Genomic DNA, 25,293 nt, shown 5'->3' on the forward strand with positions numbered 1-25,293 from the left:
TCACCTTAGAGTTCAATCTGCATGCCATCATAGGCAACTTCTACACTATTTGCTTTAAGCTCAGCAAACTGGCTAGAGTTTTCATTTAAAATTGGATTGGTATTGTTAATATGAATTAGCACTTTTTTAGGTGTACTCAACTGGTTTAAATAAGACAATGAACCACCTTCGCCACTAATATATAAATGCCCCATTTCACGGCCAGTTTTAGTTCCAACCCCTGTTTGTTGCATTTCATCGTCTGTCCAAAGCGTACCATCAATCATGACACAGTCTGAACTCTGCATAATCTGCATGATTTGATCGTCAATTTTTCCAAGACCCGGTGCATAGAATAACTGCTTTTGTGTCTTATGATCTTTGATAATTAAAGCAATATTGTCGCCGTCATGTGGATCATTTCGATGCGGTGAATATGGTGGCGCAGCGCTTTTAATAATTAAGGGCAAAAATTCTAAATTTTCGAAACCATCAATTTTAAAGGCTTGTTTAGGATTAATTTCATGGTATTGAAGACCACCATTCCAGTGTTTGAGCATATTAAAAACTGGAAAGCCGCTCGTTAAATCTTGGTAGACCATTTCTGTACACCATACATTCATTGGGCAACCTTCACGTAAGGTTAAAAGCCCAGTCGTATGGTCTAACTGACTATCCATTAAAATAACGCTTGTTATTCCTGTATCACGCAATTTACGTGCTGGTTGAGCTGCTTTAAATTCGAAAAGTTGCTGACGGATATCAGGTGATGCGTTTAATAAAACCCAGTCTGACCCATTTTCAGAAACAGCAATTGATGATTGAGTACGAGCTTTGGCTTGGATTGTACCTGTGCGTACACCATGACAGTTCGGGCAATTACAATTCCACTGCGGGAACCCGCCTCCGGCAGCTGAACCTAAAACATAAATATACATAAAATTAATATCTTATTAGAAAGAGATAAGCCCTAGAACAAGACTAGGGCTTATGACATATTTGGATGAAACTGATTAACGCGCTTCGAAGTACATAGTAACTTCAAAACCAATGCGTAAATCAGTAAAAGCTGGTTTAGTCCATTGCATAAATTATCTCCGGTTCATATTAATCTTATGAAATGAATCACTTGATTAAGATTTATAAGGCAATTAAAAATTTATTCTAAATAAAAAAATTGGGTTTGTAGACCACCCCTAGCTAAGATATTGTTCGATAATTGTATTCTTTGTCCAAATTTTAATATTTCGAACATATTTGCTTATTGGATGTTTCATCAAACATTCATACTAAAAGCGTATTTTTTATCCGTCTTAATTGATCAAATGATAAAAAAATGAAAAATTTAACAATACTTTTTAAAGTAACAACACTTTCTCTGGCAGTAGCGTTATTGGCGGGATGTAATGATGATGATAATGACACCGCACCACCTGCCCAAAGAAGCAATCAAACCGTAAATATTTTAGCTTTTAATGACTTTCATGGAAATCTTGAGCCACCTAAGCGTTATGTCGAGGCACCAAATCCAAATGATGCTGCTCAATCTGTTCGTATTCCTGTGGGTGGAGTGAGTTACTTCGCCGATGCGATTAAAAAACTTAAAGCAGACAATCCAAATAATGCTGTAGTTTCAGCAGGTGACTTAATTAGCGCTTCTCCTCTAACCTCTTCTTTATTTTTAGATGAACCGACCATTGAAGTCATGAATGATATTCAAATTGACTTTAATGCTGTGGGTAACCATGAATTTGACCGTGGTACAGATGAATTACGCCGTTTAAAGAACGGTGGATGTCAGCAATATACAAGCACTGCGCCTTGCCAAATTAATAAAAACTTTAGTGGTGCAAAATTTGATTTCCTTGCTGCTAACGTAGCAATGAAAAATGACGCCAGTAAAACAATTTTTCCTGCTTATAAAGTTAAAACTTATGGTGGAATTCCAGTTGCATTTATTGGTTTAACTCTGAAAGCAACGCCAAGTATTGTTTCTGCTGCTGGTATTAAAGACGTTGAGTTTCGTGATGAAGCCGATACGGTAAACGCCTTGATTCCTGAATTACAAAAACAAGGAATTGAAGCAATTGTAGTGGTGGTACATGAAGGTGCAGCACCAAGTACGAAGTTTAATGAAAAAACATGTGATGGCTTAAGCGGCCCGATTTTAGGAATTTTGGATAAGCTTAATCCGGCAGTGGATATTGTTGTTTCAGGTCACACACATCAATCTTATATTTGTGACTATGCAACAAAAAATCCGGCAAAACCGTTCTTGCTTACTTCAGCTGGACAATATGGCACGCTCATTACTGACATCAAGGTTGAACTTGATGGTAAAACTGGTGATATCATTAAAAAAGATGCCAAACAAGTTCCTGTACAAAGTGAGGCCTATACCTCTGGCACAACCACGGTAAGCCTTACCGATCTCTATCAAAAATTTAGTAAAACCCCAAGCATTGAAGCGATTTTAGATAAATACCGCCAAGCTGTGACCACCATTTCAAGTCGTGTGATCGGAACTGCAACAGCAGTGGTGAGTCGTACTCAAGTCGAAAGTGGTGAAAGCCCGCTCGGTATTATGATTGCCGATGCTCAACAAGCGTTTGCGTTAAAAGCAAGTAACCAAGGCTCTGATTTTACGTTAATGAATCCAGGTGGTGTCCGTGCCGACCTACTCATTAACAGTAGTAACCAGATTACATTTGGAGATGTTTTTGCGGTGCAACCTTTTGGTAACTCTATTGTGACTCTGAGCTTAACTGGCAAACAGATTAGAGATGTACTTGAACAGCAATGGTCTGGTGCAAATGCAAATTCACCTAGAATTTTACAACCATCTAAAGAGTTGAGTTATCAATATGCGGCAAATGCGGCTGTTTCACCAAGAGCAAGTAACATCATGGTTGTTGGTTCACCGCTGGTTGACAGTAAAGTATACCGCGTGACTGTAAATAGCTTTTTGGCAGATGGTGGTGACAACTTTACGGTATTAAAAGAAGGCCAAAACCGTGTAGGTGGCGGTCAAGATATTGATGCCCTTGAAAGCTATGTCGCTAAGAATTCACCTTTAATTATTCCAGCTACAACACGTATTAAAGTCATCAAATAGTAAATTTAATAAAAAAGGACAGTTTAGGCTGTCCTTTGGTTTTTATTTATAGTTCTTATTCTGTATAGAGATTAAGTTCAATACTACTGATATTAGTTCCTGTATTCGCAAAAATAACATCTATAACTTCATGCAGTAGCTCTTTTACTTTTTCATGTTCATAACTGGTTGCTTCTGCCGTTTTTAGACAAATCAAGTTACAGCTCATCTTATCTTTTCTAAGCTTATAGATACTCTTACTTTTTCCTAAGAATACCCTTTTGATGAGCTTGCGATTTTCAAATTCAGATAAGATTCGATAAATTGTTCCTAGCGTAATTTTATGTTCATTTTTAATTTGTGCATAAATGCTCACCGCGCTTAAGCCTTGTGGATTTTGATTTAAAATTTCAAAAACCTGAATTCTCGATTTTTTTATTGGTAGTCCATTTAATAATGATTTTGAAGTTGCCGTCATGATTAATTAGCCTTAATGTTGAAAAGTATAGAAATTCTTAAAATTATTTTGTCTATACTTACTTGAAAATTATGGATATTTGTACGTTAAAAAAAGCAAAGCCTATTCCCCTATGAATAGGCTTTGCCCTTCGTTTTACCTTAGAAACTATAAGTCGCTTTTACAAAATAATTACGGCCATAAAGTTTGGTATTAAAGGTTTTATTTTTATCTTCCAGATCAACATCGGTCAGGTTTTTCACACCATAGTCCAATGTTAAGCGTGGTGAAAGTGGTGAAGTAAATGTCACGTCATAAGTGGTATAAGCTGGTAACTCTTTAGTTGCGGAGTACATTTGCTTACCAACGTAGCTTACCCCTGCATTTACGCGGAAGTCTTCAACGGGTGCCCAAGAAATTGAACCATTAGCCAGCCATTCTGGTCGTTCAGTTAAGTCTTTACCTGTGGTTTTATTTTTTGCATCGAGGTAAGTAGCGTTTGCCTTAACACCTAAATTATCCGTGAAATCATAACCACCTGTAAGTTCGACTCCTTTGAGTTCTGCACGGCTTACATTGGTCCAGATTTTTCTAAAATCACCCACTAAACGCGGGTCTCCATCACTTAAAGTAATGGCTTCAATCAGATTCTTCACATCATTTTGGAAAACGGTAATACCAGCATTCCAGTTTGGACGAGTCACAATTAAGGATGCTTCATAGTTGGTGCTTTCTTCTGGTTCTAAGTCAGGATTACCTCGAATGTGACAACTACCACCACATGAAATCATTGAGTAATTGATGTCTAACTGTGCAGGAGCCGGAACTTTATAAGCTTGGCCTACACCACCTTTTAAGACAACACCTTCAGCGAGTTCATAGGACAAATAAGCTTTACCAGTCGATTTACCATCAAAGTCATCAAAGTCGTCGTATCGGCCGCCTAAAGTTAAGGTCAGTGCATCATTAATATGGGTATCGTTTTGAACAAATACACCGTAGCTCTTCTGCTGGTTTTTTCCAGTGCCGATATAGCTCACAACGTCTGTAATTTTTTGGTCTTTATAATCAAAACCTGCTGTGGTGTTATTCATGAGCCAGTCAAAGTTCGCAAAAGCACGAGCAATTAAATTTTCTTGCTTATATTGACGATTTTGTGGCGCATCATATTCGCTGTCATAGTCAGAAATTTTAGCTGTTTCTTTACCAATGTAAGCTTCTGTTTTACCCCAACCCCATTTTCCGCGGTGAGCAATTCCCACATTGGTTCGTTTCATTTCTGATTCTTGAATTGAAGTTGCCGCATCTTGGGTCAGTGGGCGTTTATCGTTGTTATAACCCAAATCTAGGTCTAAAGTTTGTTGGTCATTAATGTTCCAACTTAATGTACCATTTACGTTTTTAGTATCTTTTTCTACAAAGTAAGCCCCATCTGGATCTGGTTTGCCATTTCGGTACCATGCATCACGGTTATAGGCATCTCCTGCCAAAGTAAAACTTAGATTGTCGGTTAAACCGCCGTATAAGTTAAATCCGTAACGGAATTGATCTTTTCCATTTCCGCGGTCTGCTCGGTTATATTGGCCAAAGACAGAACCATGCAGCTGCCCGTCTTCGGCTTTCTTAGTAATAATATTGATGACTCCGCCCATAGCATCTGCTCCATAGAGAGATGACATTGGTCCTCGAATCACTTCTACTCGTTCAATACTATTTAAAGGAATTGCACTCCAGTCAAAGTCATTACCTCGCCACATGGCACCATTAGATGACATGCGCTTACCATTTAAAAGAATTAAGGTGTAGTTACCTGATGTATTTAGCATTCCCCGTATAACGATTTTATCTTGTCCGCTGTTATAGTTATAAACCCCAGCTTGTTTTTGTAAAACATCAGCAAGACTGAGCGCCGCACTACGTTCAATCTCTTCACTCGTGATCACACTAATGGATGCAGGTGCTTTATCTACATCTTGTTCTTTTAATGCAGCGGAAACTACAATAGTTTTAAGTTTTTGAACTGATTCATTATTACTCGGCTGTTCACTATCTGTATTTGCTTGAACTGCAAACGGAAGCAGTGTTGAGATGGCGACCACCAGCGCCTTTTTAGTTAACGTCATTTCTCGGCCCTTATTCTGGATAATGATTACCACATGATAATTATTATCATTTATGATGTGCCGAGCATCATATACTCATGACTTTTACTGTTCAAGATAAAAATAATTATTAGTTGTATAATGATAATCATTATTGTTTGTGGCTTAAAAAAGCGTTAACATTAAACTTTCGTGTGCCTAAAAACCTATTTAAAACAATCTTAAAGTAGACATAACAATGCTCTCTCGTTTTTTTATCTACCACCCTATCTTTGTTTGTGTCATTGCAATCACTATTCTTATTTTTGGTTTTTTTGCCACTTTAGCCATGCCTGTCGAACGCTATCCAAACCTTGCACCGCCCGGTGTTACGGTTGTTGCAAACTATCGTGGTGCAGCTGCTGACACCGTAGAAGAAAGTGTGACCCAAATTTTAGAACAACAAATAAAGGGGCTGGATAATTTGCTGTACTTTACGTCACATAGTGAATCGTCCGGAACGAGCAGCATTGATATTCATTTTAAAATTGGCACAGATATCGATAAAGCGCAGCTCCAAGTACAAAACCGAATTAATGGTGCTTTAAACCGTTTACCTGAGGAAGTTCAAAGACAAGGCGTAAACATATGGAAAACCACTGGCGATATGCTGCTGATTGTGGGGCTATATGATGAAACAGGAAAAACCAGCAATATTGATTTGTCTGATTATATGGTGAATCACTTTGAACAACCTTTAAGTCAATTACAAGGAATTGGTGAAGTTGATGTTTTTGGTTCAAGTTATGCCATGCGCATTTGGTTAAACCCAAATCAGCTTAGAAATTACCAACTTGTGCCGAGTGATATTGAAAAGGCCCTCGAAGATTATAATACCCAAATTGCTGCTGGTTCGATTGGTGCAATGCCCTCTGCTTCTGATCAAAATATTTATGCAAAAGTAAAAGCAGGTTCGCGCTTAAAAACAATTGATGACTTTAAATCGGTAGTCGTTAAAGCAAATGTTGACGGTAGTCTTGTTTATTTAAAAGATGTCGCGAGAGTCGAGTTAGGAGCAGAAAATTACGAAAGCATTAATACACTTAATGGCTACCCATCGGCAGGTTTAGGTATTTCTCTAAGCCCTGATGCGAATGCAATCGAGACTTCTGCTCTTATTAAAGAAAAAATGGCTCAGCTTAGCCAGCATTTACCAGCAGGATATAAAGTCGTTTATCCACGAGACAATACACCATTTATTGAAGAGTCAATTAAGCAGGTCATGATCACGTTGCTTGAAGCAATCGTGCTCGTTGTTATTGTGATGTATCTCTTTTTACAAAATTGGCGTGCAACTCTTATTCCAACCATTACTGTTCCGATCGTCATTAGTGGCACATTTGTAGTGTTATATCTATTTGGGATGAGTATTAACACGCTTACGCTATTTGCACTGGTTTTAGCGATTGGATTATTGGTTGATGACACGATTGTAGTCGTAGAAAACGTTGAACGTCTCATGCACGAACAACAACTGAGTGTACGTGAAGCTTGTTTGATGTCGATGCAAGAGATTAGCGGTGCATTGGTGGGTATTACGCTGGTCTTAACCGCGGTATTTATTCCAATGGCTTTTTTTAGTGGTTCGACGGGTATGATTTACCGTCAGTTTTCTATTACATTAGCAGCAGCCATGTTGTTATCGCTATTTGTAGCTATAACCATCACGCCAGCAATGTGCGCAGTTTTATTAAAAAAACATCATAAAAAACCAAAATGGGGACAAATGCTTGAGCTTGCTCTTCAAAAATTCAGATCAGCTTTTAGTTTTTTATCTGTTCGTTTAATCCAGTTTAAAGTATTTTCCAGTCTGTTGGTTGTGGGCATCGCGGTTATTCTATTGATGATTTACCGCAGTTTGCCTACAAGCTTTATTCCAAATGAAGATCAAGGATTACTTGCTGTTCCCTATAGTTTGCATAACAGTGCTTCAATGAGCCAAACCGAAGAAATTGGAAGACTCGTCAATAATTATTTCTTTGAACATGAAGGTAAAAATATAAATACCGTACTGGTCGTAAATGGACAAAACTTTTCAGGGAGCGGTCCAAATTTAGGTATGGCCTTTGTTTCGCTTAAACATTGGAATGAGCGTAAAGGAGAAGCTAATACGGCGAGTGCTATTCGTGAACGTGCCCAAGCATATTTACAAAAAAACTTGCCGGCTAAAGTCATGGTAGGAATGCCACCAAGTGTATCTGGTTTAGGTCAATCTGATGCTTTAGAACTTTGGCTTAGAGATGTAAATGGTCAAGGGCGCAATGAATTAATTAAACAATATAAAGCCTTAGAAAAAGAATCTCAAAATTATTCGGCCTTTGAAAACCTAAGTCCTCTGGTAAGTGAAGATAAAGCTGAAGTATTTATTCAACTCGACCAAAATAAAGCCAAAATGCTAGGAATTGACCAACAAGCAATTCGTTCAACACTATCGACTGCTTGGGGTGGAAACTATGTTGGCGATTTTGTTGAACGAGGCCGAATTAAAAGAATCATTATGCAAGGTGATTCAGAGTTTCGTTCTAAACCCGAGGATTTAGCGTATTGGCATGTACGCAATAACTCAGGTGGAATGCTTTCCCTTGCTCATTTTGCGCAAAGTCAGTGGACAGGTGGCCCAGAAGCTCTTACCCGATTTATGGGACTAACTGCCATTCAACTTGAAGCCAATGTAAGTCCAGGCTTTAGCTCAGGTCAGGCAATGCAACAGTTAAGTGATATGGTCAGTAAACAGTCTGGTATAGATGTAGCATGGAGCGGTCTTTCTCTACAAGAGCAACAATCTAGCCGCCAAGCGATCTATTTATATCTCATTTCTATTCTATTTATTTTCTTATGTTTGGCTGCCTTATATGAAAGCTGGCAAGTTCCTTTTATTATTTTATTAGGGCTTCCTCTAGGTATTACAGGCACTATTATTTTTGCTTGGATTTTTAAGCTACCTAACGATGTTTATTTTCAAATTGCCCTATTAACAGGTATTGGCTTATCTTGTAAAAATGCGATTCTCATTGTTGAGTTTGCGACTCAAGCACTCAAACAAGGAAAAAGTAAAATCGATGCGGCAAGTGAGGCTTTAAAGCTGCGTTTACGCCCGATTCTGATGACATCTCTTGCCTTTGGTGCGGGTGTGATTCCTTTAATTTTTGCAACTGGTGCAGGTGCTGCGAGCAGATATGAAATTGGAATGAGCGTATTTGGTAGTGTCGTGTTTGGTACTTTACTGGTACCGCTATTTACTGTGTTCTTCTTTGTTGTGGTTCATAGTTTACCGAATTTTCAGTGGTCAATGAGTAAACCATGGTTAAGTCGAACTTTGAGATTTAATAGCCGTATAAAAAAGGACAATACATCCTTTTAAAAGTTAAAATAAAAAAATGGCAGATATTAAATCTGCCATTTTTTTATTCTTTCAATTTAAGCGACTAGCTTCTCAATCCAAACCTCTAAGGTTGGTTGTTCAGCTAAATCTTCAAAGCTCACCTGTGCACCGTAAGCTTGCCATTTACCCACTAATGTCATGAGTCGTACCGAATCAAGCCCAAGCATGAGCAAATCATCATTTAACTGAATGTCTGAAGCTGGAATCTGAAGCTGTTCACTAACTGCCAAAACAATACCTTCTTCAGTAAGTGGTGATGCAGCTTGTTCAAGCGCCCAAGCTCGTGTGACTTGCTGAGTTGTCATCACTTGCCCACAACGTGTACTTGCGTATTTTAAAGCCATATCGTGTTCTTCACGGCTAAAATCAGCGAGCGCGTCTCCACATAAAAATGGCTGGATATTTAGCATAAAGGCTTCCGCTGCACTCATAAGACAGCCAATATGAGCATAAACACCACAAATGATGAGCTGGTCGCGGTTTGACTCACGCATGAGTTGTTCAAGTGGAGAAAACTTAAATGCGCTATAACGCCATTTTGTTAAGACAGTATCATTCTTTTGAGGGGAAATTTCCGGCAAAATTTGAGTGATTTTCGGATCATCTTTTAGGCCAGTTCCCCAAAAGTCAGTTAATAACTGGCGATGTTCAGGTGTCTGGTTACCGGGCTGTGCCGTATAGACCACAGGAATATTAAACTTACGCGCAGTTTCAATCAGTTCTTTGGTATTTTTAATAAGCTCTGGAATAGGCGCTTGAGTTTGATCATAAAAATCTAAAAAATATTGCTGCATATCATGTACTAATAAAACAGCACGATTGGTATGCAACTGCCAATGTGTTTTATTCGCTGTAAACTCGTGCGCTTGTGGCATGCTGTAACTAGCAATTTTAGGAATACTCATCAAATTTTTCCTTTTTCATCTTTAAGCAAGAACATTGGTGTTAGTTTCAAGTTGTTGACGTAATTTTTTTTTGTCGATTTTTCCAAAGGCTGTATATGGAAATTGCTCGATAAATTCGACTCGATCGGGAATTTTGTAGGTAGCCAGTCCATAATCCTTAAGATGTTGACGAACTGACATTGCAAGACGAATGGGGCTTGGGTCATCACTTTGTGCTTGCCATGCAATAAATGCACAGCTTTTTTCCCCCATAATCTCATCAGGCATAGCAACTAGTGCTGCCAAACGGATTTGTGGGTGAGTTAATAAAGCTTGTTCAACCTCTTCGGTCGCAATTTTTTCACCAGCGCGATTGATTTGTTCTTTTGAACGGCCTTCTACCACAATGCAGCCATCTTCGCGAATACGCACTAAATCGCCTGTTCGATAAAAACCATCCGGGGTGAAAGAACGAGCATTGTGCTCTGGTGCTTGATAATAGCCGCGAATGGTATAAGGCCCACGAGTCAGCAAATGCCCTACTTCCCCAGCGTCTACTGGCTGATCGTTATCATCCAGCACCAAGATTTCATCATCTTGCGAGATTTTTAGACCTTGGGTATGGATAATTTGCTCTTTCGTCATGTCAAAATGGGTGTAGTTCACCAGTCCTTCTGCCATGCCAAAAACTTGTTGTAGATTGACTTGGAACTCATCAATTAGGCGTGAGGCAACGGCATCAGGTAAACGTGCTCCTCCGACTTGCAAGCAACGAAGAGTCGACAATATTGGATCTTGATCTTTCGCTGCTTTATCCATCCATGGTCGAACCAAAGCAGGAACCAAGCAAGCATCAGTCACACCGTGTTTTTTGATTAATGAAAAAGCAGTTTCAGGGCTTGGATCAGTTCCTAAAACCACAGCACCACCCGAATAAAAAATGCCTAAAGAACCAGCCGAGCTCATTGAAAAGTTATGTGCCGCAGGTAAAACCATGAGTAAACGTGATGACTGAGTGAGACGACAGATTTTTGCGCTTTCGCGTACGCTATATAAATAGTCGTCATGGGTACGTGGAATTAGTTTAGGAACACCAGTACTTCCACCTGAAAGTTGTAAGAAAGCAACCTGATCTGCCGTAGTTGGCGAAATCACCTCATCTGAAATATGGGTTTCTTTTAATAGATCTTGAACCGCTACAAATTTATCGGCATTTCCAAGGACAAATACATGTTGTAAGCAAGGAGCAGTTTGCTGAAGCTTTTCGGCAAGCTCTCGGTAGTCAAATTTTTGTGCTCCAAAATCAGCACAGAAATAAGCTTTTGCTTGAGTTTGTTTAAAAAAATTACTAAGTTCTGCAAAGCGATGTGCAGGTAAAGACATTACAGGTAAAGCACCAAGCCGAATCAGTGCAAAAAATAAAATATAGAACTGATAGTGATTCGGCATTTGTACAACTGCTTTATCACCCGCTCTTAGTCCATATTGATATAGATGACTTGTACAGCAATCGACTAAATAATCAAACTCAGCGTAACTAACGGCTTTATCCCCATCGTATACCGCAATATTTTGCGGGTATTCTTGAGCACTTTCACGCAAGAAATCACTCAAGTTTTGTCCAAGCCAATAACCTTTTTTACGGTAAATCTCAGCAAACTCTGCTGGATATGGCACGGCGCCATCCAGATAAACCTGTGTTGTCATGTGTTTGGTCCTTGTATTGCCAATTGATTGGGTGAAATCTGGAATCCGTCCAGTACAGTACGAAATTTAGCGGCAGTTTCAGCATGTTCAGCTTGCGGACGAGAAGCTTCCACAATTCCTGCACCAGCAAATAAACGGGCAATATTCTGATAAATTCGGGCACAGCGAACAGTCACCGACCATTCACCATTACCTTGTTCATCTGCCCAGCCCATAGTCCCTGCAAATAATTCACGGTTAAATGGTTCAAGTTGCTGAATTAGTTCTTTCGCAATTGGACTAGGCTCCCCACAAATTGCAGGTGTTGGGTGCAAGCGTTCAATTAAGTCAAAAACATGTGTATCGGCTTTCTTAAGTTCGCCGGTAATATGGGATGCCAAGTGCCAAAGACGTTTGGTACGAATGAGGGATGGTTGTTTAGGTACTTTTAACTGCTTACAAAAAGGTGTGAGCTCATCGGCAATCATTTCGATGACGAGTGCATGCTCATGTTGATCTTTTTGTGAAGCCAGTAACGCTCTGGCATTATTTTGGTCTAGGGTTGGATCGTCATCACGAGCCAATGTGCCAGCAACCGGTTTACTGCAGATTTTTGTATTTTGCTTTGCAATTAAAAGTTCGGGGCTTGCACCGACAAACCATCCTTCACTTTGAGGATGCCTCGCGACTGCATAGTTATAGCCTTCGGGATTATGCTTAGCTAAGTTATAAAATAAGTCCGAGACGGGAATATTTTGTTCAAACTCAAGTTGTAAAATACGAGCAAGGACGGCTTTATCAAGTTTTTTTGCTTGCATTTGCTGAACTAAATACTCAACTTGCTGTTGGTAATGTTCACCTAAAGGGAAATAATCCGCCTTTTCTAAAGATAAAGAACCAAAATCAATATCGGATTGTGCATAGAGTACTTTCTGATAGATTTTTGCATTTTGCATGAGCATTAAATTGACATCGGCTGCCGAGCAAAATGGTAGTCCACCCATAATTTTGACGTCTTTATAACCGTCATTTATTGCAAGCTGTAATTGAGCTCGTGCTTCATCTAGCCAATCTTTTAAAAGGCTATTTTTTGTGACTTGAATATCTCGTAATTTTTGATGACTATTGATGGTGTATTCTGGCGTTGTGAAAATAAAACCTGCGTCATTTCCACAATTTAAAATTTCTTGTGCTAATGCAACGCGGCTTTCAGTAAAATTTTCTCGTTGGATAAAATACGGATGCTGTGCCGACATCTCGCAACTCCTTATCAGTTATTTTGTTGTAATGAATGAATGTTTAAACGCCTAAAGTGGCTCCTCCATCAACCACAATTTCTTGCATGGTAATTTGTGCAGCTTGATCAGAAAGTAAAAAGCTGACCGTATTCGCAATATCTTCAGGCTGGGCTAATTTTCTTAAGGGAATGCCTGTACGGTATTGGCTTAAATCTCCATCGATTACCGCAGGCGGAGGTGAATTATCTGTCCAGAGCTGCTGCTGCATTTGGGTTAACGTAGAGCCTGGTGAAACAATATTAAGCCTTACTTGGTGAGGTGCGATTTCAAGCGCAAGATTACGGCAGTAATGGCTCAATGCAGCTTTACTCGTTGCATACATGCCAAGTTGTATACGTGGCATCCGTGAGCTATTCGAGCTAATCGTGACAATACTTCCCTGCTTTTTTTCACAAAAATGCTTGGCCAGTTGTTGACTAATCGCAATAGGTGCCATGACATTTACTGCGAAAAGTGTTTGCCAGTCTTCTGTGTTTGCTTCAAGCATAGAACGCATAATCAAAACGCCTGCCGCATTCACTAAACCTGTCACGCTATATTTGTTTAAAATATTGTTAATGAGCTTTGCTGTTGTTTCTTGATCAGTAATATCTTGCTGAAAGCCTTGCCAACGCGATATTTCACGTTCTTCTAGCTTTTGAGTGATTTCCCATTGTTCTGGGTTTTCCTGTCGGTCGATGCCGATCACTTGATACCCTTGCTGCAATAATTTTTTTGCAATAGCAGCTCCAATACCTCTTGCAGCACCTGTGACTACGATGGTAGAGCTCATGTTTTACTCCAATTTGACTCGAATATTAAATTGCGCCACATAATTGCAAATAATTATCATTATTATCAAGTGCGATAAATATCAAACATAAGATTACAATCTAAATCAAGTTATTTATTAACCATAAACCTAATTTAAATTATTGTTTTTAAATAATATTAATAAAACCCATCTTTTTTTATTGATTATAATGATAATTGTTTTCATTTACTAATGAGAATCATTCTGATAATTTGACCGCGCTTTCTTGTCGAGATGGACTCAAAATGAAGCCATTTTCTCAACCCTTACATCCCCTATTTCAACAAATCAATGTTGGGAGTGAAGTCTGGTGGAATACCGTAAAAAAACTAGGTAGCCCGCTGGTCAACCTACAAAAAAATAAAGCGCTATGTACCTTTATTTGGCGTAGTTCTGAACTCAAAGAAAGCCTTTTTGTTTATATCGATATCTATTCACAAAGCCCTTCTATCTATCAAAAGTGGAATCGTTTTAGCCGTATAGCTGGGACAGATGTGTACTTTTTTGAAATAGAGTTGCCTCTAGCTTGGGCTGGTAGTTATGTTGTAGTTACTGCTAGTGAGGAAGCCCCAGAAACAGATTGTGCAGCAACGCGACGCGCATGGTGGCAAACCCAGCTTAAACAGAGTGCTCAAATTGATCCATTCAATCAACATCGGTTTTACACGGGACATCTGGCTCGATACATCAATCAAATTCAACTCGAAAGCACAAAATTTTTAATAGGCGATTACCCAATTACAAAGACATTTCAATGGTCAAGTCGCTTATGCCAGCAGGACTATTTAGTCGACGTTTTTATTAGTCATCAATCGACTCAAGAAGACTTACCACTTATCATTTTGCTTGATGGCCAACTCTGGAGCCGAGAGCTTTCGATTATTCCCGAAATTCAGCATTTGACTGATTCAAATAAGATTCGTCCAGCAGTTTATGTTTTTGTTCATAGTTTAAATAGTCAACAACGCCAACAAGATTATGGTTGTCATGATGCGTTTAGTCAGGCATTGGTTTATGAACTTATTGAAACGCTTCTAAAAGAATATTCCTTTATTTCTAAAATAGACATTACGTTATGCGGTCAAAGTTTAGGTGGATTATGCGCTTTACATAGCGCTTTGTTGTTCCCGACCATTTTTACTTCTCTGATTTTACAATCTGGATCTTATTGGTGGTCAGATTTTTCGAACAGCACGTTAGGTCAAAAATATAAAGGGAATATTTTAGAACTGCTTCAAAACCGATCTCATCCATTATCAAAAACAACTCAAATTTATATCAGTGCCGGCACGTATGAAACCGATATGCGGGACGATGCCCTACAGCTTTATCAACAATTGCAATCATTCAATCAAGTGAGCTTTCACAGTTTTTCAGGCGGACATGATGCCGTGAACTGGCGTATCGACTTGCTTAAGGCATTGCAAAAAATTCTTTCACTATAACCATTTGTTTCATCAAGGATAACAATATCATGAGCAACTTACAGGAAAACTATATTAATCCTTTCGATAACGAAAGTTTGTCTTTTCAGGTTTTAAAAAATCAACAAGGTGAGTTCAGTTTATGGCCTGCTCAACATCAAGTGCCGTCGGGGTGGGATGTTCAGCATGGACCGGATACACGGGCTTCGTGTATTGCATATGTGGAAAAACACTGGGTTGCGATTAACCCCTTTCAACAAGCGTAAAGGAGTATTGTCATGAATCAGGCATTAAATAATGAATTTACTCCGGACCTTTCTCAACCCGCTCGTTTTGCATTGGCCTCTACTCAGCTCGGTATTTTTCTTGCCGATCATTTAAGTTCAATTGAAGATTTATATACCATTGCGCATTGTTTGGAACTACCAAAAACTGTCGATATCCCAACGTTTAAAAAAGCAATTCAAATCGGCTTAAATGAAGCCGATACGGTCATTGCTTCATATTCATCTGAAGCGTCTCAACCATTTATTGAACTCAATAATCAAATTCAGTTTCAAATCGAAGAATTTGATTTTTGTCATTTAACGCCTAAAAAAGCTCAACAACGCTTATGGGACTGGATGCCATCAGACCGTCAATGTGCTAAATCACTTAAAGCTGGTGAATCTCAACTGTTTCGTCAGGTGCTATTTACGACGCATGATAAAGTGTATTGGTATCAACGTTATCACCACATCATGCTTGATGGGTTTAGCATGATTAACTTAACCAAACGTATTGTTGAGCTATATCAACAATTACAAGAAGGAAAAGAACTTTCAGTTTCTCCGTTCATTGGCGTCAATGATGTTATTTCGGAACGTCAAGCATATGAAAATAGCCATCAATTTAAAGTAGACCAAGCTTTTTGGAAAACTTACTGTGAAGATTTACCAAGTCCAGTTAGTTTAAGTACTCATCATTTAGCGGCAAAAACTACAGCAACATTTGTTAAGCATCAGCTGCGTTTTTCGCAAGGAATTTTAGAGCAAATTCAAGCTTTAGCTGTGCAATCCAAGCTAGCTTTAAATGACATGATGATGTCATTGTCATTACATTATATTTACAAAATGACCGATAAAGCCGAGTTGGTTAACGGTATTCCATTTATGCGCCGTTTAGGTTCAAAAGCGATTCGCTCAACCTTACCTACGGTAAATGTTCTACCTGTGAAGTTTAAAGTTGCTGAAAAAGACAGTTGGGTGAGCTTAGCTCAACATGTACAAAAGCAATTACGAGAAATTCGTCTGCATCAGAAATACGATGCAGAACAAATTTTAAGAGATTTAAATAGTATCGATATTCATGAACGAATGTACGGTCCTATTTTAAATTATAAAGCTTTTGATCAAGACTTGGTTGTAGATGGTGAAAATGTCAAAACACACCATATTTCTACAGGACCAATTGATGATTTTGAGTTTTCCTTTATTGTTCAAGATCATGAACTCATTATCGAACTACGTGCAGATTCGCAGCGTTATACACAAGATGAGCTATTTAACCACGGTCAACGCCTAACATTATTGCTCGAACAAGCCTTGATTCGTCCAGAACAGCCATGTAGCAATTTTAATATTACAACACCACAAGAGCTTGCTGCCCTGACCCAAAGTGGTATTGGTCCGCGTGTTAGTCACCCTAAACAATATAATAATGTTTTAGATATTTTTTATGAGCAGGTGAAAAAATATCCTGAACGTACCGCCATTGTGAGTGGTGAACGTCCAAACCTTCAGCATCTTAGTTTTGCTGAGCTTGCTGTAAAAGTGAATCAACTGACTCGTTTTTTACAAGAAAATGGAGCCAAAAAGCAAACTGTCATTGCTGGAGCTATTCCTCGTTCAATTGACTCAGTTGTGGTGATGTTATCCGTATTAAATTCTGGTGCGAGTTTCCTACCTCTCGATTTAGATTACCCAATCGATCGTATGCAGATGATGTGTGAAGATGCCAATCCATTATTTGTAATAACCACACAAGCACTTGCACAGCAATTGCCACAAAATATTCAGCAGTTATATCTCGATCAGGAAGATGTTCAAACACAAATTCGAAAGCAAGATGCGAGTGATATTGCTTCCGAAAATCGTAAATTTGATTTCCAAGATGTCGCGTATGTAATTTTTACCTCAGGAAGTACGGGTCGCCCTAAAGGAGTAATGAATACACATGGTTCTTTACTCAACCTCATTTTGTCGCATAAACCAACCATTTACTGGCCTGTATTAGAAGCGGTAAAAGAGCGTTTCCCTGACCGTCCGTTACGTGCAGCGCATACACACTCTTTCTCGTTTGACTCATCTTGGTTGCAAGTTTTCTGGATGTTATGGGGCCAAGAGCTACATATTTTTGATGAAAACATGCGTCGTGATGCATTTGGCTTAGTGCAAGAAATTCAACAACGACAAATCGATACACTCGATTTACCGCCATCTTTTTGTGCGCAAATGATGACGAATGGTTTATTTTCTGAAAATCAGCATCAACCAAGTCTTATTTTGATTGGTGGTGAAGCTGCACCGTTAGCTTTATGGCAACAGCTGAATGCTCAGCCAGAACTTTTTGCTCATAACTTGTATGGCCCAACAGAATATACGGTTGATACTTTCCGAGCAGAATTAAAGCAAACAGCTCGCCCTGTCATTGGTAACCCTATTGGTAATACACAGGCCTATGTACTAGATCGCCACTTGCAACGATGCCCGACTGGGGTTATTGGTGAGCTGTATATTTCTGGCTTTGGTATTGCCAATGGTTATTTAGGCCGAGCTGACTTAAGTGCTACCCGCTTTGTAGCGAATCCATTTGAACATGGACAGCGTATGTACCGTACGGGTGATTTAGTCCGCTGGAATAGTGCGGGTAAACTGGAGTTTATGGGGCGCTGTGATGACCAGATTAAAATTCGTGGTTATCGAGTTGAGATTGGTGAAGTTGAAAATGCGCTTTCGATTTTAGCCAATGTTGAAAGCGCAGTAGTCATTGCAGAACCGATTAATAACAGTCATCGTTTACTCGGTTATTGTGTGGTCAAAGACATTGAACTTGATGAAAAAACCAGTGAGCAATTAAGTCAGCAATATCTAAGTCAGTTACGTCAAAACTTACCTGAATATATGGTGCCTTCTGCCCTAACGGTTATGTCCGAATTTCCACGAAATGTAAGTGGCAAAGTCGATAAAAAAGCACTGCCAAAGCCTCAAATTCGTACCCATAGCCGAATGGCCGAAACGCCTGAACAACAGCTTTTATGTCAAATTACTGCATCTGTTCTTAAGCTTGACGCCATTGGGATTGATGACGACTTCTTTATGACAGGTGGCGATAGTATTTCGGCCATTATGCTTTGTACTCAATTACGCCAACGTGGTTACGGCTTAAGACCAAGTGATGTATTCCAATTTAAAACAGTCGCCGCTATGGCACTGCAACTCACCCGTTTAGATGAACAACAAGCGGCCGTTTCAAAACCTTTATTTTCAGCAGACCTAGAACAAAAGGTACAAGAAAAATATGGAAAAAACAGCACTATTTTACCTTTACTTCCTTTGCAAAAAGGCATGCTGTTCTTATCTCAAATAGAAAATCAATCGAACTATAATGCCTTTACTCGTCTTAGTTTAAATGGAGACATTGATCCGGTACGTTTACAGCAAGCGTTGATTACCGTATTAAAACGACACCCTCAATTAGGTGGGCATTTTGATAGTGAATTAGCTGAAGAACCTGTTTTTATCTATTCATTACATCCTACTCAAGCTTGGCCAGTTCAGTTTTGCTCAGTCACTCCCGATCTGCTTGAGCAAACAATTCAAGAAGCATTGCAGCAACCGATTCACCTCGACCAACCCTATGGCTTAATTCGGGCAACCCTAATTCAACATGCTCCAGAACATTCAGAATTATTGATTATGGTGCATCATCTGTTAACAGATGGTTGGTCAACTCCGCTGTTTTTACAAGACTTTATTAAAGCCTATCAGCAAACTAATCAACAATTGCCAGTGCTTGAATATAGTTATGAAACAGTGATTAAAGCTTTATCTGGACGTGACCATGAAACATCAAAAATAATATGGCAACGTGATTTAGCAGATTTACAGCCACTTATTTTATTTAATCAAGCACAGCAAGCTGTACAGGAAACTTCATATCGTTTAAGTGCTGAGTTGGGCGCAAAACTTCAGCACAAATTACGCCAGCAAGGCATCACGCTCAATGTTTTCATGCAAATGATTTGGGCAATGACTTTAAATATTTATGCTCACCGTGAAGATATTGTGTTTGGTACCCCTGTTTCTGGGCGTTCAGCACCTATCAATGGTTTAGAGCAGCAGATTGGATTGTTTTTAAATACGATTCCAGTACGTGTAAAGCTCAACATGCAGCAAACACTTTGGGAACAATTGACTCAGTTACAGCAATTACATGTTGAACATTTAGAACATGATGGTTTGGGTCTGGGTGCAATTCAGCAATTAGTGGGACAAGGCAATCTTTTCGATAGTTTGTTAGTCGTGGAAAACTACCCTGATAACCAGTATTTACAGCAAAAACTTGGTGATGCTGCGATTTCCAAACTCACAAATCGTGGTTATAGCCATTACCCGCTTGCTTTGTTAGTTATTCCTGATCATCAAATTGAGCTATTACTTGAGCAGCGTGGTGTAATTGATCAGCCAGAACATTTCTTAGAGCGAATGGTTCAATTGATTGAAATTGCATTAAATGAACCAGAGACTTCTCTAGCTCATTATCGCTTACAGTTGGCTGAAGAGCGCGATTTAATTCAGAAAACAAATCAAACCCAATACTATGTTCGTCAGAGCACGTTACAACAATTACTCAGAGAACAAGCTCGAATTACGCCTGAACAAACGGCGTTATCTGATGAAAATCATCAGCTCAGTTTTAATGAAGTGCGTATGCAAGTTTGTGCTTTAGCACAGCAATTGCAAAGAGCGGGTGTACAGGCTGGAGATATTGTTGCTGTTGCCTTGCCAAGATCAGTCAAACTGAGTATTGCGATTTTGGCAGTAATTGAAGTAGGTGCAGCTTATTTACCTATTGATTTACAACATCCGTCTGAACGCATCAAATTTATGTTGCAGGATGCTAAATCTAAACTTGTGATTGGTGAACAAAAAGATCTAGCTGCTATTGTTCACCCATCAATAGCTACCTTTGGTTTTAATGAATTGTTTGATAAAACAAAGGTTGATTTAAGTAGCTATAAAACGACAGTTATTACCCCACAGCATCCGGCCTATTTAATCTATACATCGGGTACAACAGGCCAGCCAAAAGGTGTCATGGTTTCTCACCAAGCCATTGTGAACCGTATTTTATGGATGCAATCAGAATATCCACTGTCAGCCAACGATACGATTTTGCAAAAAACGCCATGTACTTTCGATGTTTCAGTATGGGAGTTTTTCTGGTCATATTTAGTGGGTGCACGATTGGTTATGGCACCTGTAGATGCACACCGTGATCCATTGGCATTATTAAGCCTCATTCAAAAATATCAGGTAACAACTTTACATTTTGTACCTTCAATGTTGGCTGTTTTTGAAAATGCTGCTACCGAAATTTTGTCATCTGCTCAGCGTCAAAGTTTACCAATCCGCCGAGTATTCTGTAGTGGTGAGGCTTTGCCAACGGCTTTAGCAAAATCATTTACCGAACACTTTAGCTGTGAGCTACATAACTTATATGGCCCAACGGAAGCTGCGGTAGATGTGAGTTATATGGATGCAACACTAGGATTACACCCTGAAGAAAGTAGCGTTGCGATTGGTTATCCAGTCTGGAATACCCAGCTTTATATTTTAGATCAATACTTACGTCCTGTTCCTGTTGGAGTGGACGGTGAGCTTTATTTGGCAGGCCATCAACTCGCCATGGGTTATTTGCATCGACCAGACTTAACAGCATCACGTTTTGTGGCAAATCCATTCGCAGCAGGTCAACGCATGTATCGCACTGGTGATATTGCTCGATGGCATGCAGACGGCAGTATTCAATATGTGGGCCGTGCTGATGACCAGTTAAAGATACGTGGGCAACGTATTGAACTGGGTGAAACTGAACAGCAATTACGCTTAATCAGCGGTCTAGATGTGGTTGTACATCCTATTTCTTCTGAACAAAATAAAGCTGATGTTCAATTGGCCGCTTACTTACAAACAACAGCACCTATGGACATTGAACAGTTAAAGAAACAATTGGCGAAACAGCTTCCTGCATATATGGTGCCAACGCACTATATATTAGTTGAGCAATTCCCATTAAGTCATAATGGTAAGCTGGACCGTAAAGCGCTGCCACAACCACAACTTACTCATTCAGATACAGAAAAACGGTACGCCACCACTGCTTTTGAACATGAACTGACACGTATTTTCCAGCAAGTTTTAAACACCGATCAAAATATTGGCGTGAACGAAGACTTCTTTGCGATTGGTGGACATTCCATTTTGGTGATGAAGCTTGCAATTGAAATCCGAAAGGTATTCAAGCGGACCATTCCAATTGGCCAATTGATGAGTCATGTCACGATTCAACGTTTAGCAGCTTTACTTCTTACACAAGAACGTTTGGCAGAAGTTGAACAAACTGGCATGCAACCTATTTTGCCAATCCGCTCCGGCTCTGGGCATCCATTGTTCTGTTTCTACCCAGGTTCTGGTTCAGCATGGCAATATACAGTGCTGAATCGTTATTTGCATTCTGACTTACCAATTATTGGATTACAGTCACCTCGACCAGATGGCTTATTGGCAAATAGTACTGATATGGACGAACTGGTTGAAAAACAACTTGAGATTATTCGCAAGCAACAACCAACAGGACCTTATACGTTACTAGGTTATTCACTTGGCGGCACTGTGGCCTATGCCGTTGCAGCGAAGCTCACTGAACAAGGTGAAAAAGTTGATTATCTCGGCTTATTAGACACTTACCCTGCTGAAATTCATCAGTGGTTAGATTTGTCGGTAGAGGAAATGAATGCTGAAGCTGAACAAGAACAGCTTCAATTCTTCAATGATATTTTAGCCGATGCAGATACGGCATTAAATGAAGAAACCCGTCGTTTACAAGAGGATATTTTTGCAAACTATCGCGATGCCGTCCGTTTATTAAAACCGTATAAGATGCCGCACTTTGATGGTGAACTACACTTAGTTGTCGCTGAAAAAGACTTGCTGCCGTATATCCAACCAGAACAACAATGGTCACCTTTAGTTAAAAAACTCAATATTGTTCGACTAAGCGAAGCTGACCATACCGATATATTGTCTCCAGAGCAGCTTGAAACACTTGGCCCGATTTTAAACCGCATGATTTGTCAAGCGCGCGGTTTAGAGGAGCGTACACCATGAGTTTCAAATCTTTATTGACCGACTTTAGTCTTTTAAAACGTAATGCTCATTTTCGACATGTATTTATTGCCCGCACATTATCATTGTTAACGATTGGCATGTTAGTCGTGGCTATTCCCAAACAAGTCTACGACATCACGGGTAACTCGCTTAACGTTGCCGTTGCAATGGCTTTTGAAGGCATTGCCATGTTTATTGGTTTATTACTTGGTGGTTTGCTGTCAGATCGCAAAGACCGAAAATGGCTAATTTTATTGGCACGTGGTGTATGTGGGTTAGGCTTTGCTGGCCTCGCGATTAATGCCATGTTTGAGCATCCTTCGCTTTATACCATTTACTTTCTTTCAGCATGGGATGGTTTCTTTGGTGCACTCGGTGTAACGGCAATGATGGCGATCATGCCTATAATTGTAGGGCGCGAAAATATTGTACAAGCCCGTGCGATCAGTATGGTATCCGTACGTCTTGCAACCGTTATTTCACCAGCAATCGGCGGTATATTAATTGCTGCTAGTAGTGTTGCAACCGTGTATTGGGTCTCAACGGTGGGTACTTTACTTACTGTATTTTTATTAATGGAACTACCTGCGCTTAAACCGCAACATGTATCAAATGGCGAAAGTCCTCTTCGTCAATTAGTCCAAGGCTTTAAATTCGTCTTTAAAAATAAAGTAGTCGGCAGCACGATTTTAATAGGTACATTGCTTAGTTTTAGCAGTGCTATTCGAATTATTTTTCCGCAAATGGCAGATGAAATTTTTCACGGCGGTGCATTCGAACTCGGGCTTATGTATACGGCAGTGCCTTTAGGCTCGACTTTAGGAGCTTTACTCAGTGGCTGGACAACACGTTTACTCAGACCCGGCTTGGTCATGCTCTATACGTGCTTAGGTGTTTTTAGTTGCATGATTATGATTGGGCTTTCACCTTGGCTCATCGTGACTTTGCCCATTTTATGTGTTTTCGGATATTTGATGTCGATTGCCAATTTGCTTCAATACAGCATTGTGCAAGGACATACACCTGATGAATATTTAGGGCGTATTAATTCAATCTGGCTTGCACAAGATGCATTAGGCGATTCGATTGCCACTACAACTTTAGGTCTCTTAACTCGGTTTTTACCAATATCAGGAAGTATCCTCTTCTTTGGCATATTAAGCTTTGCAGTCGGTTTTATGTTCTTATTCAACTCTCAAGATATACGTGAAACAGGCTTCCAAGATCCTAAGTTACAAGAAAATTAAACTCTAAATAAGAAAGAAGGCAATTCGTTGCCTTCTTTTATTTTAAGAAGAATTTCGTGCCTGAAAAACCCAAGTCATAATATGGTCTTGTTCTATGGTCCAGCCACCGTCATAGCGTTCTAAGAGTTGGTAGCGCTGCTGAATTTCCGGCAAAAAATTTAGCGTTAATGTTTGATTTTCAAAATTAATATCGACTATAGATGCTTCCAAGAAATCAATATATTGCTTTGCAGTGGGATAAACCGCTTTATATAGGCTTTCTTTTACAGAGAAAATTAAGCTCACATAGCGGGCAAAATCAAAAAACTCAGCCGCTTTACTTTTCCATAAATCAAACTCAAATGGCGTTAAAATAAGATGTGCACTCTCTTGAGCAAATTCTGAGGTCACCCATTGCTCAATATCAATTCCCAAATAAATCGCATTGTTAGAGAGCGCAACAATTAACTTATTTTGTGAATGACTAATACTCCCCAAAACATGGGTTGGCCAAATGGGTAAATGTTCATGCATAGAGGTTATGGGCTGATCTAAACCGAAATGATGATTTAAAACTGCCTGAGCCAATACTCTGCCACATAAGTACTCATTTTTACGTTCGACACGCGCTTGAGCAATTTTTAGGGGATGCTCTAATTCTTGATCTATATGCAAATGCTGCGTTTTTGATAAATCTAGCCCATAACAAAATAGCTCTGATGTAAAAAAAATAGGGTTCGAAATTTCATAAATTGATGTACTGATTTGTTCAGGAATATATAGATAATGACCCACTGTATTCGACTTCAAAATAAATATTTTTAATGAGTAATCTCCTATCTTAACTTACTCACTGCAAATTTATAAATAATTATATTTATCATTTGATAATAATTATTATTTACCTATACTGTTGGGTAAATTTTGACTTTAATTTACTTATAAACATCGATTATGAAACTTATAGGAATTTTTTTGACCCTGTTGGGAGCGGTCAGTATCTATTGTAGTCATAGCAATCAAAATCTGTTGTCTCAACATCTTCCTCCTTTCTTTAAGTATATGGGTCTAGTGCTATTAGGCGTTGGATTTATTGCTCTCTTTGCAAGCTTACCAAAAGTGGTTGCCGCTTTTTGCTGGTTCATGCTCATCATTTTTGCGTGGTCTTTCCTCCCTTTTATGGCGCTTTTTAAACGGAAACTGATTTCATGAAAGTTAAAATTCAGTCTCCAATCCAGCCAGACTGGTGGAGTAAAACGTTTGCAGGTGGTGTTTTAGGTCTAAGTCTTTCTATCGCGATTGGGAATTTAATTGTTTTATTAGGCCAGCCTTATGTTGCCATGGATTTATTGGTGCAAGTGGGTATGTGGAGTGTTCCTTGGGTTTGGATGCCGATTATGTTTGGCAGTTATTTTTTCACGACCGGACGAAAAGCGATTATGTATTTATTGATTGCCAATGCCCTAGCGTATAGCTGTATTTTTGTATTGCGGGGTTAA

General features: G+C 39.3%; 16 protein-coding genes and 1 pseudogene. 7 read left to right on the forward strand and 10 right to left on the reverse strand.

Annotated elements, in window-relative coordinates:
• Positions 1–5 precede the first annotated feature (5 nt).
• Together pqqB and pqqA are read right to left on the reverse strand one after the other, a co-directional pair.
• Entirely contained in the window at positions 6–917 is a 912-nt protein-coding gene (gene pqqB, locus SOI76_RS09050) for a pyrroloquinoline quinone biosynthesis protein PqqB (RefSeq protein WP_104079656.1), read from the reverse strand.
• Between the two features lie 75 nt (positions 918–992).
• The gene (gene pqqA / locus SOI76_RS09055) at positions 993–1,067 is read right to left on the reverse strand and encodes a pyrroloquinoline quinone precursor peptide PqqA (RefSeq protein WP_001982218.1); all 75 of its coding nucleotides are present in this window, start codon (positions 1,065–1,067) and stop codon (positions 993–995) included.
• A gap of 248 nt (positions 1,068–1,315) precedes the next feature.
• Between pqqA and SOI76_RS09060 the strand changes: the two genes are divergently transcribed.
• A complete protein-coding gene (locus tag SOI76_RS09060; RefSeq protein WP_104079655.1) occupies positions 1,316–3,094 on the forward strand; it encodes a bifunctional metallophosphatase/5'-nucleotidase in 1,779 nt (592 codons plus the stop codon).
• 55 nt (positions 3,095–3,149) lie between these two features.
• On the opposite strand, the gene SOI76_RS09065 is transcribed toward SOI76_RS09060, so the two are convergent.
• On the reverse strand, positions 3,150–3,551 hold the full coding sequence (locus SOI76_RS09065; RefSeq protein ID WP_004792413.1) for a transcriptional repressor: 402 nt from the start codon (positions 3,549–3,551) through the stop codon (positions 3,150–3,152).
• Positions 3,552–3,691: 140 nt separating this feature from the next.
• Complete coding sequence (locus tag SOI76_RS09070) at positions 3,692–5,653, reverse strand: TonB-dependent receptor plug domain-containing protein (protein ID WP_104079654.1); 1,962 nt, start codon at positions 5,651–5,653, stop codon at positions 3,692–3,694.
• Between the two features lie 217 nt (positions 5,654–5,870).
• Between SOI76_RS09070 and SOI76_RS09075 the strand changes: the two genes are divergently transcribed.
• Positions 5,871–9,032, forward strand: a complete 3,162-nt coding sequence (locus tag SOI76_RS09075; protein ID WP_104079653.1) for a multidrug efflux RND transporter permease subunit — start codon at positions 5,871–5,873, stop codon at positions 9,030–9,032.
• 56 nt (positions 9,033–9,088) lie between these two features.
• Here the strand turns inward: SOI76_RS09075 and SOI76_RS09080 are convergent, their stop codons facing one another.
• From SOI76_RS09080 to SOI76_RS09100, 5 genes and pseudogenes are all read right to left on the reverse strand, one after another.
• Positions 9,089–9,283, reverse strand: a complete 195-nt coding sequence (locus tag SOI76_RS09080) for a phosphopantetheine-binding protein (protein WP_414017397.1) — start codon at positions 9,281–9,283, stop codon at positions 9,089–9,091.
• Between the two features lie 24 nt (positions 9,284–9,307).
• A pseudogene (locus SOI76_RS09085) lies at positions 9,308–9,958 on the reverse strand (isochorismatase family protein); the annotation flags it as partial.
• Between the two features lie 21 nt (positions 9,959–9,979).
• Positions 9,980–11,644 carry a (2,3-dihydroxybenzoyl)adenylate synthase gene (locus tag SOI76_RS09090; protein ID WP_104079651.1) on the reverse strand — a complete coding sequence of 555 codons (1,665 nt, stop codon included), beginning with the start codon at positions 11,642–11,644 and terminating at the stop codon, positions 9,980–9,982.
• Entirely contained in the window at positions 11,641–12,879 is a 1,239-nt protein-coding gene (locus tag SOI76_RS09095; RefSeq protein ID WP_104079650.1) for an isochorismate synthase MenF, read from the reverse strand. The genes SOI76_RS09090 and SOI76_RS09095 overlap by 4 nt, the downstream gene beginning before the upstream one ends.
• A gap of 43 nt (positions 12,880–12,922) precedes the next feature.
• Complete coding sequence (locus tag SOI76_RS09100; protein ID WP_104079649.1) at positions 12,923–13,693, reverse strand: SDR family oxidoreductase; 771 nt, start codon at positions 13,691–13,693, stop codon at positions 12,923–12,925.
• Positions 13,694–13,959: 266 nt separating this feature from the next.
• Between SOI76_RS09100 and fes the strand changes: the two genes are divergently transcribed.
• From fes to entS, 4 genes are read left to right on the forward strand one after another with little or no spacing between them, the layout of a single operon-like run.
• Positions 13,960–15,159, forward strand: a complete 1,200-nt coding sequence (gene fes / locus SOI76_RS09105; RefSeq protein ID WP_104079648.1) for an enterochelin esterase — start codon at positions 13,960–13,962, stop codon at positions 15,157–15,159.
• 29 nt (positions 15,160–15,188) lie between these two features.
• On the forward strand, positions 15,189–15,404 hold the full coding sequence (locus SOI76_RS09110; protein ID WP_003651732.1) for an MbtH family protein: 216 nt from the start codon (positions 15,189–15,191) through the stop codon (positions 15,402–15,404).
• 12 nt (positions 15,405–15,416) lie between these two features.
• Positions 15,417–22,568, forward strand: coding sequence for a non-ribosomal peptide synthetase (locus SOI76_RS09115; protein WP_104079647.1), 7,152 nt, complete (start codon positions 15,417–15,419; stop codon positions 22,566–22,568).
• The gene (gene entS / locus SOI76_RS09120; RefSeq protein ID WP_104079646.1) at positions 22,565–23,815 is read left to right on the forward strand and encodes an enterobactin transporter EntS; all 1,251 of its coding nucleotides are present in this window, start codon (positions 22,565–22,567) and stop codon (positions 23,813–23,815) included. Before SOI76_RS09115 ends, entS begins: the two co-directional genes overlap by 4 nt.
• 42 nt (positions 23,816–23,857) lie before the next feature.
• On the opposite strand, the gene SOI76_RS09125 is transcribed toward entS, so the two are convergent.
• Positions 23,858–24,589 (reverse strand): 4'-phosphopantetheinyl transferase family protein, encoded by a 732-nt coding sequence (locus SOI76_RS09125; protein WP_104079645.1) that lies wholly within the window; start codon positions 24,587–24,589, stop codon positions 23,858–23,860.
• 413 nt (positions 24,590–25,002) lie between these two features.
• On the opposite strand from SOI76_RS09125, the gene SOI76_RS09130 reads away from it, so the two are divergent.
• Positions 25,003–25,293 (forward strand): hypothetical protein, encoded by a 291-nt coding sequence (locus SOI76_RS09130; RefSeq protein ID WP_104079643.1) that lies wholly within the window; start codon positions 25,003–25,005, stop codon positions 25,291–25,293.

Origin of the sequence: Acinetobacter pittii (genome assembly GCF_034064985.1) — a bacterium.
Taxonomy (GTDB): Bacteria; Pseudomonadota; Gammaproteobacteria; order Pseudomonadales; family Moraxellaceae; genus Acinetobacter; species Acinetobacter pittii_H.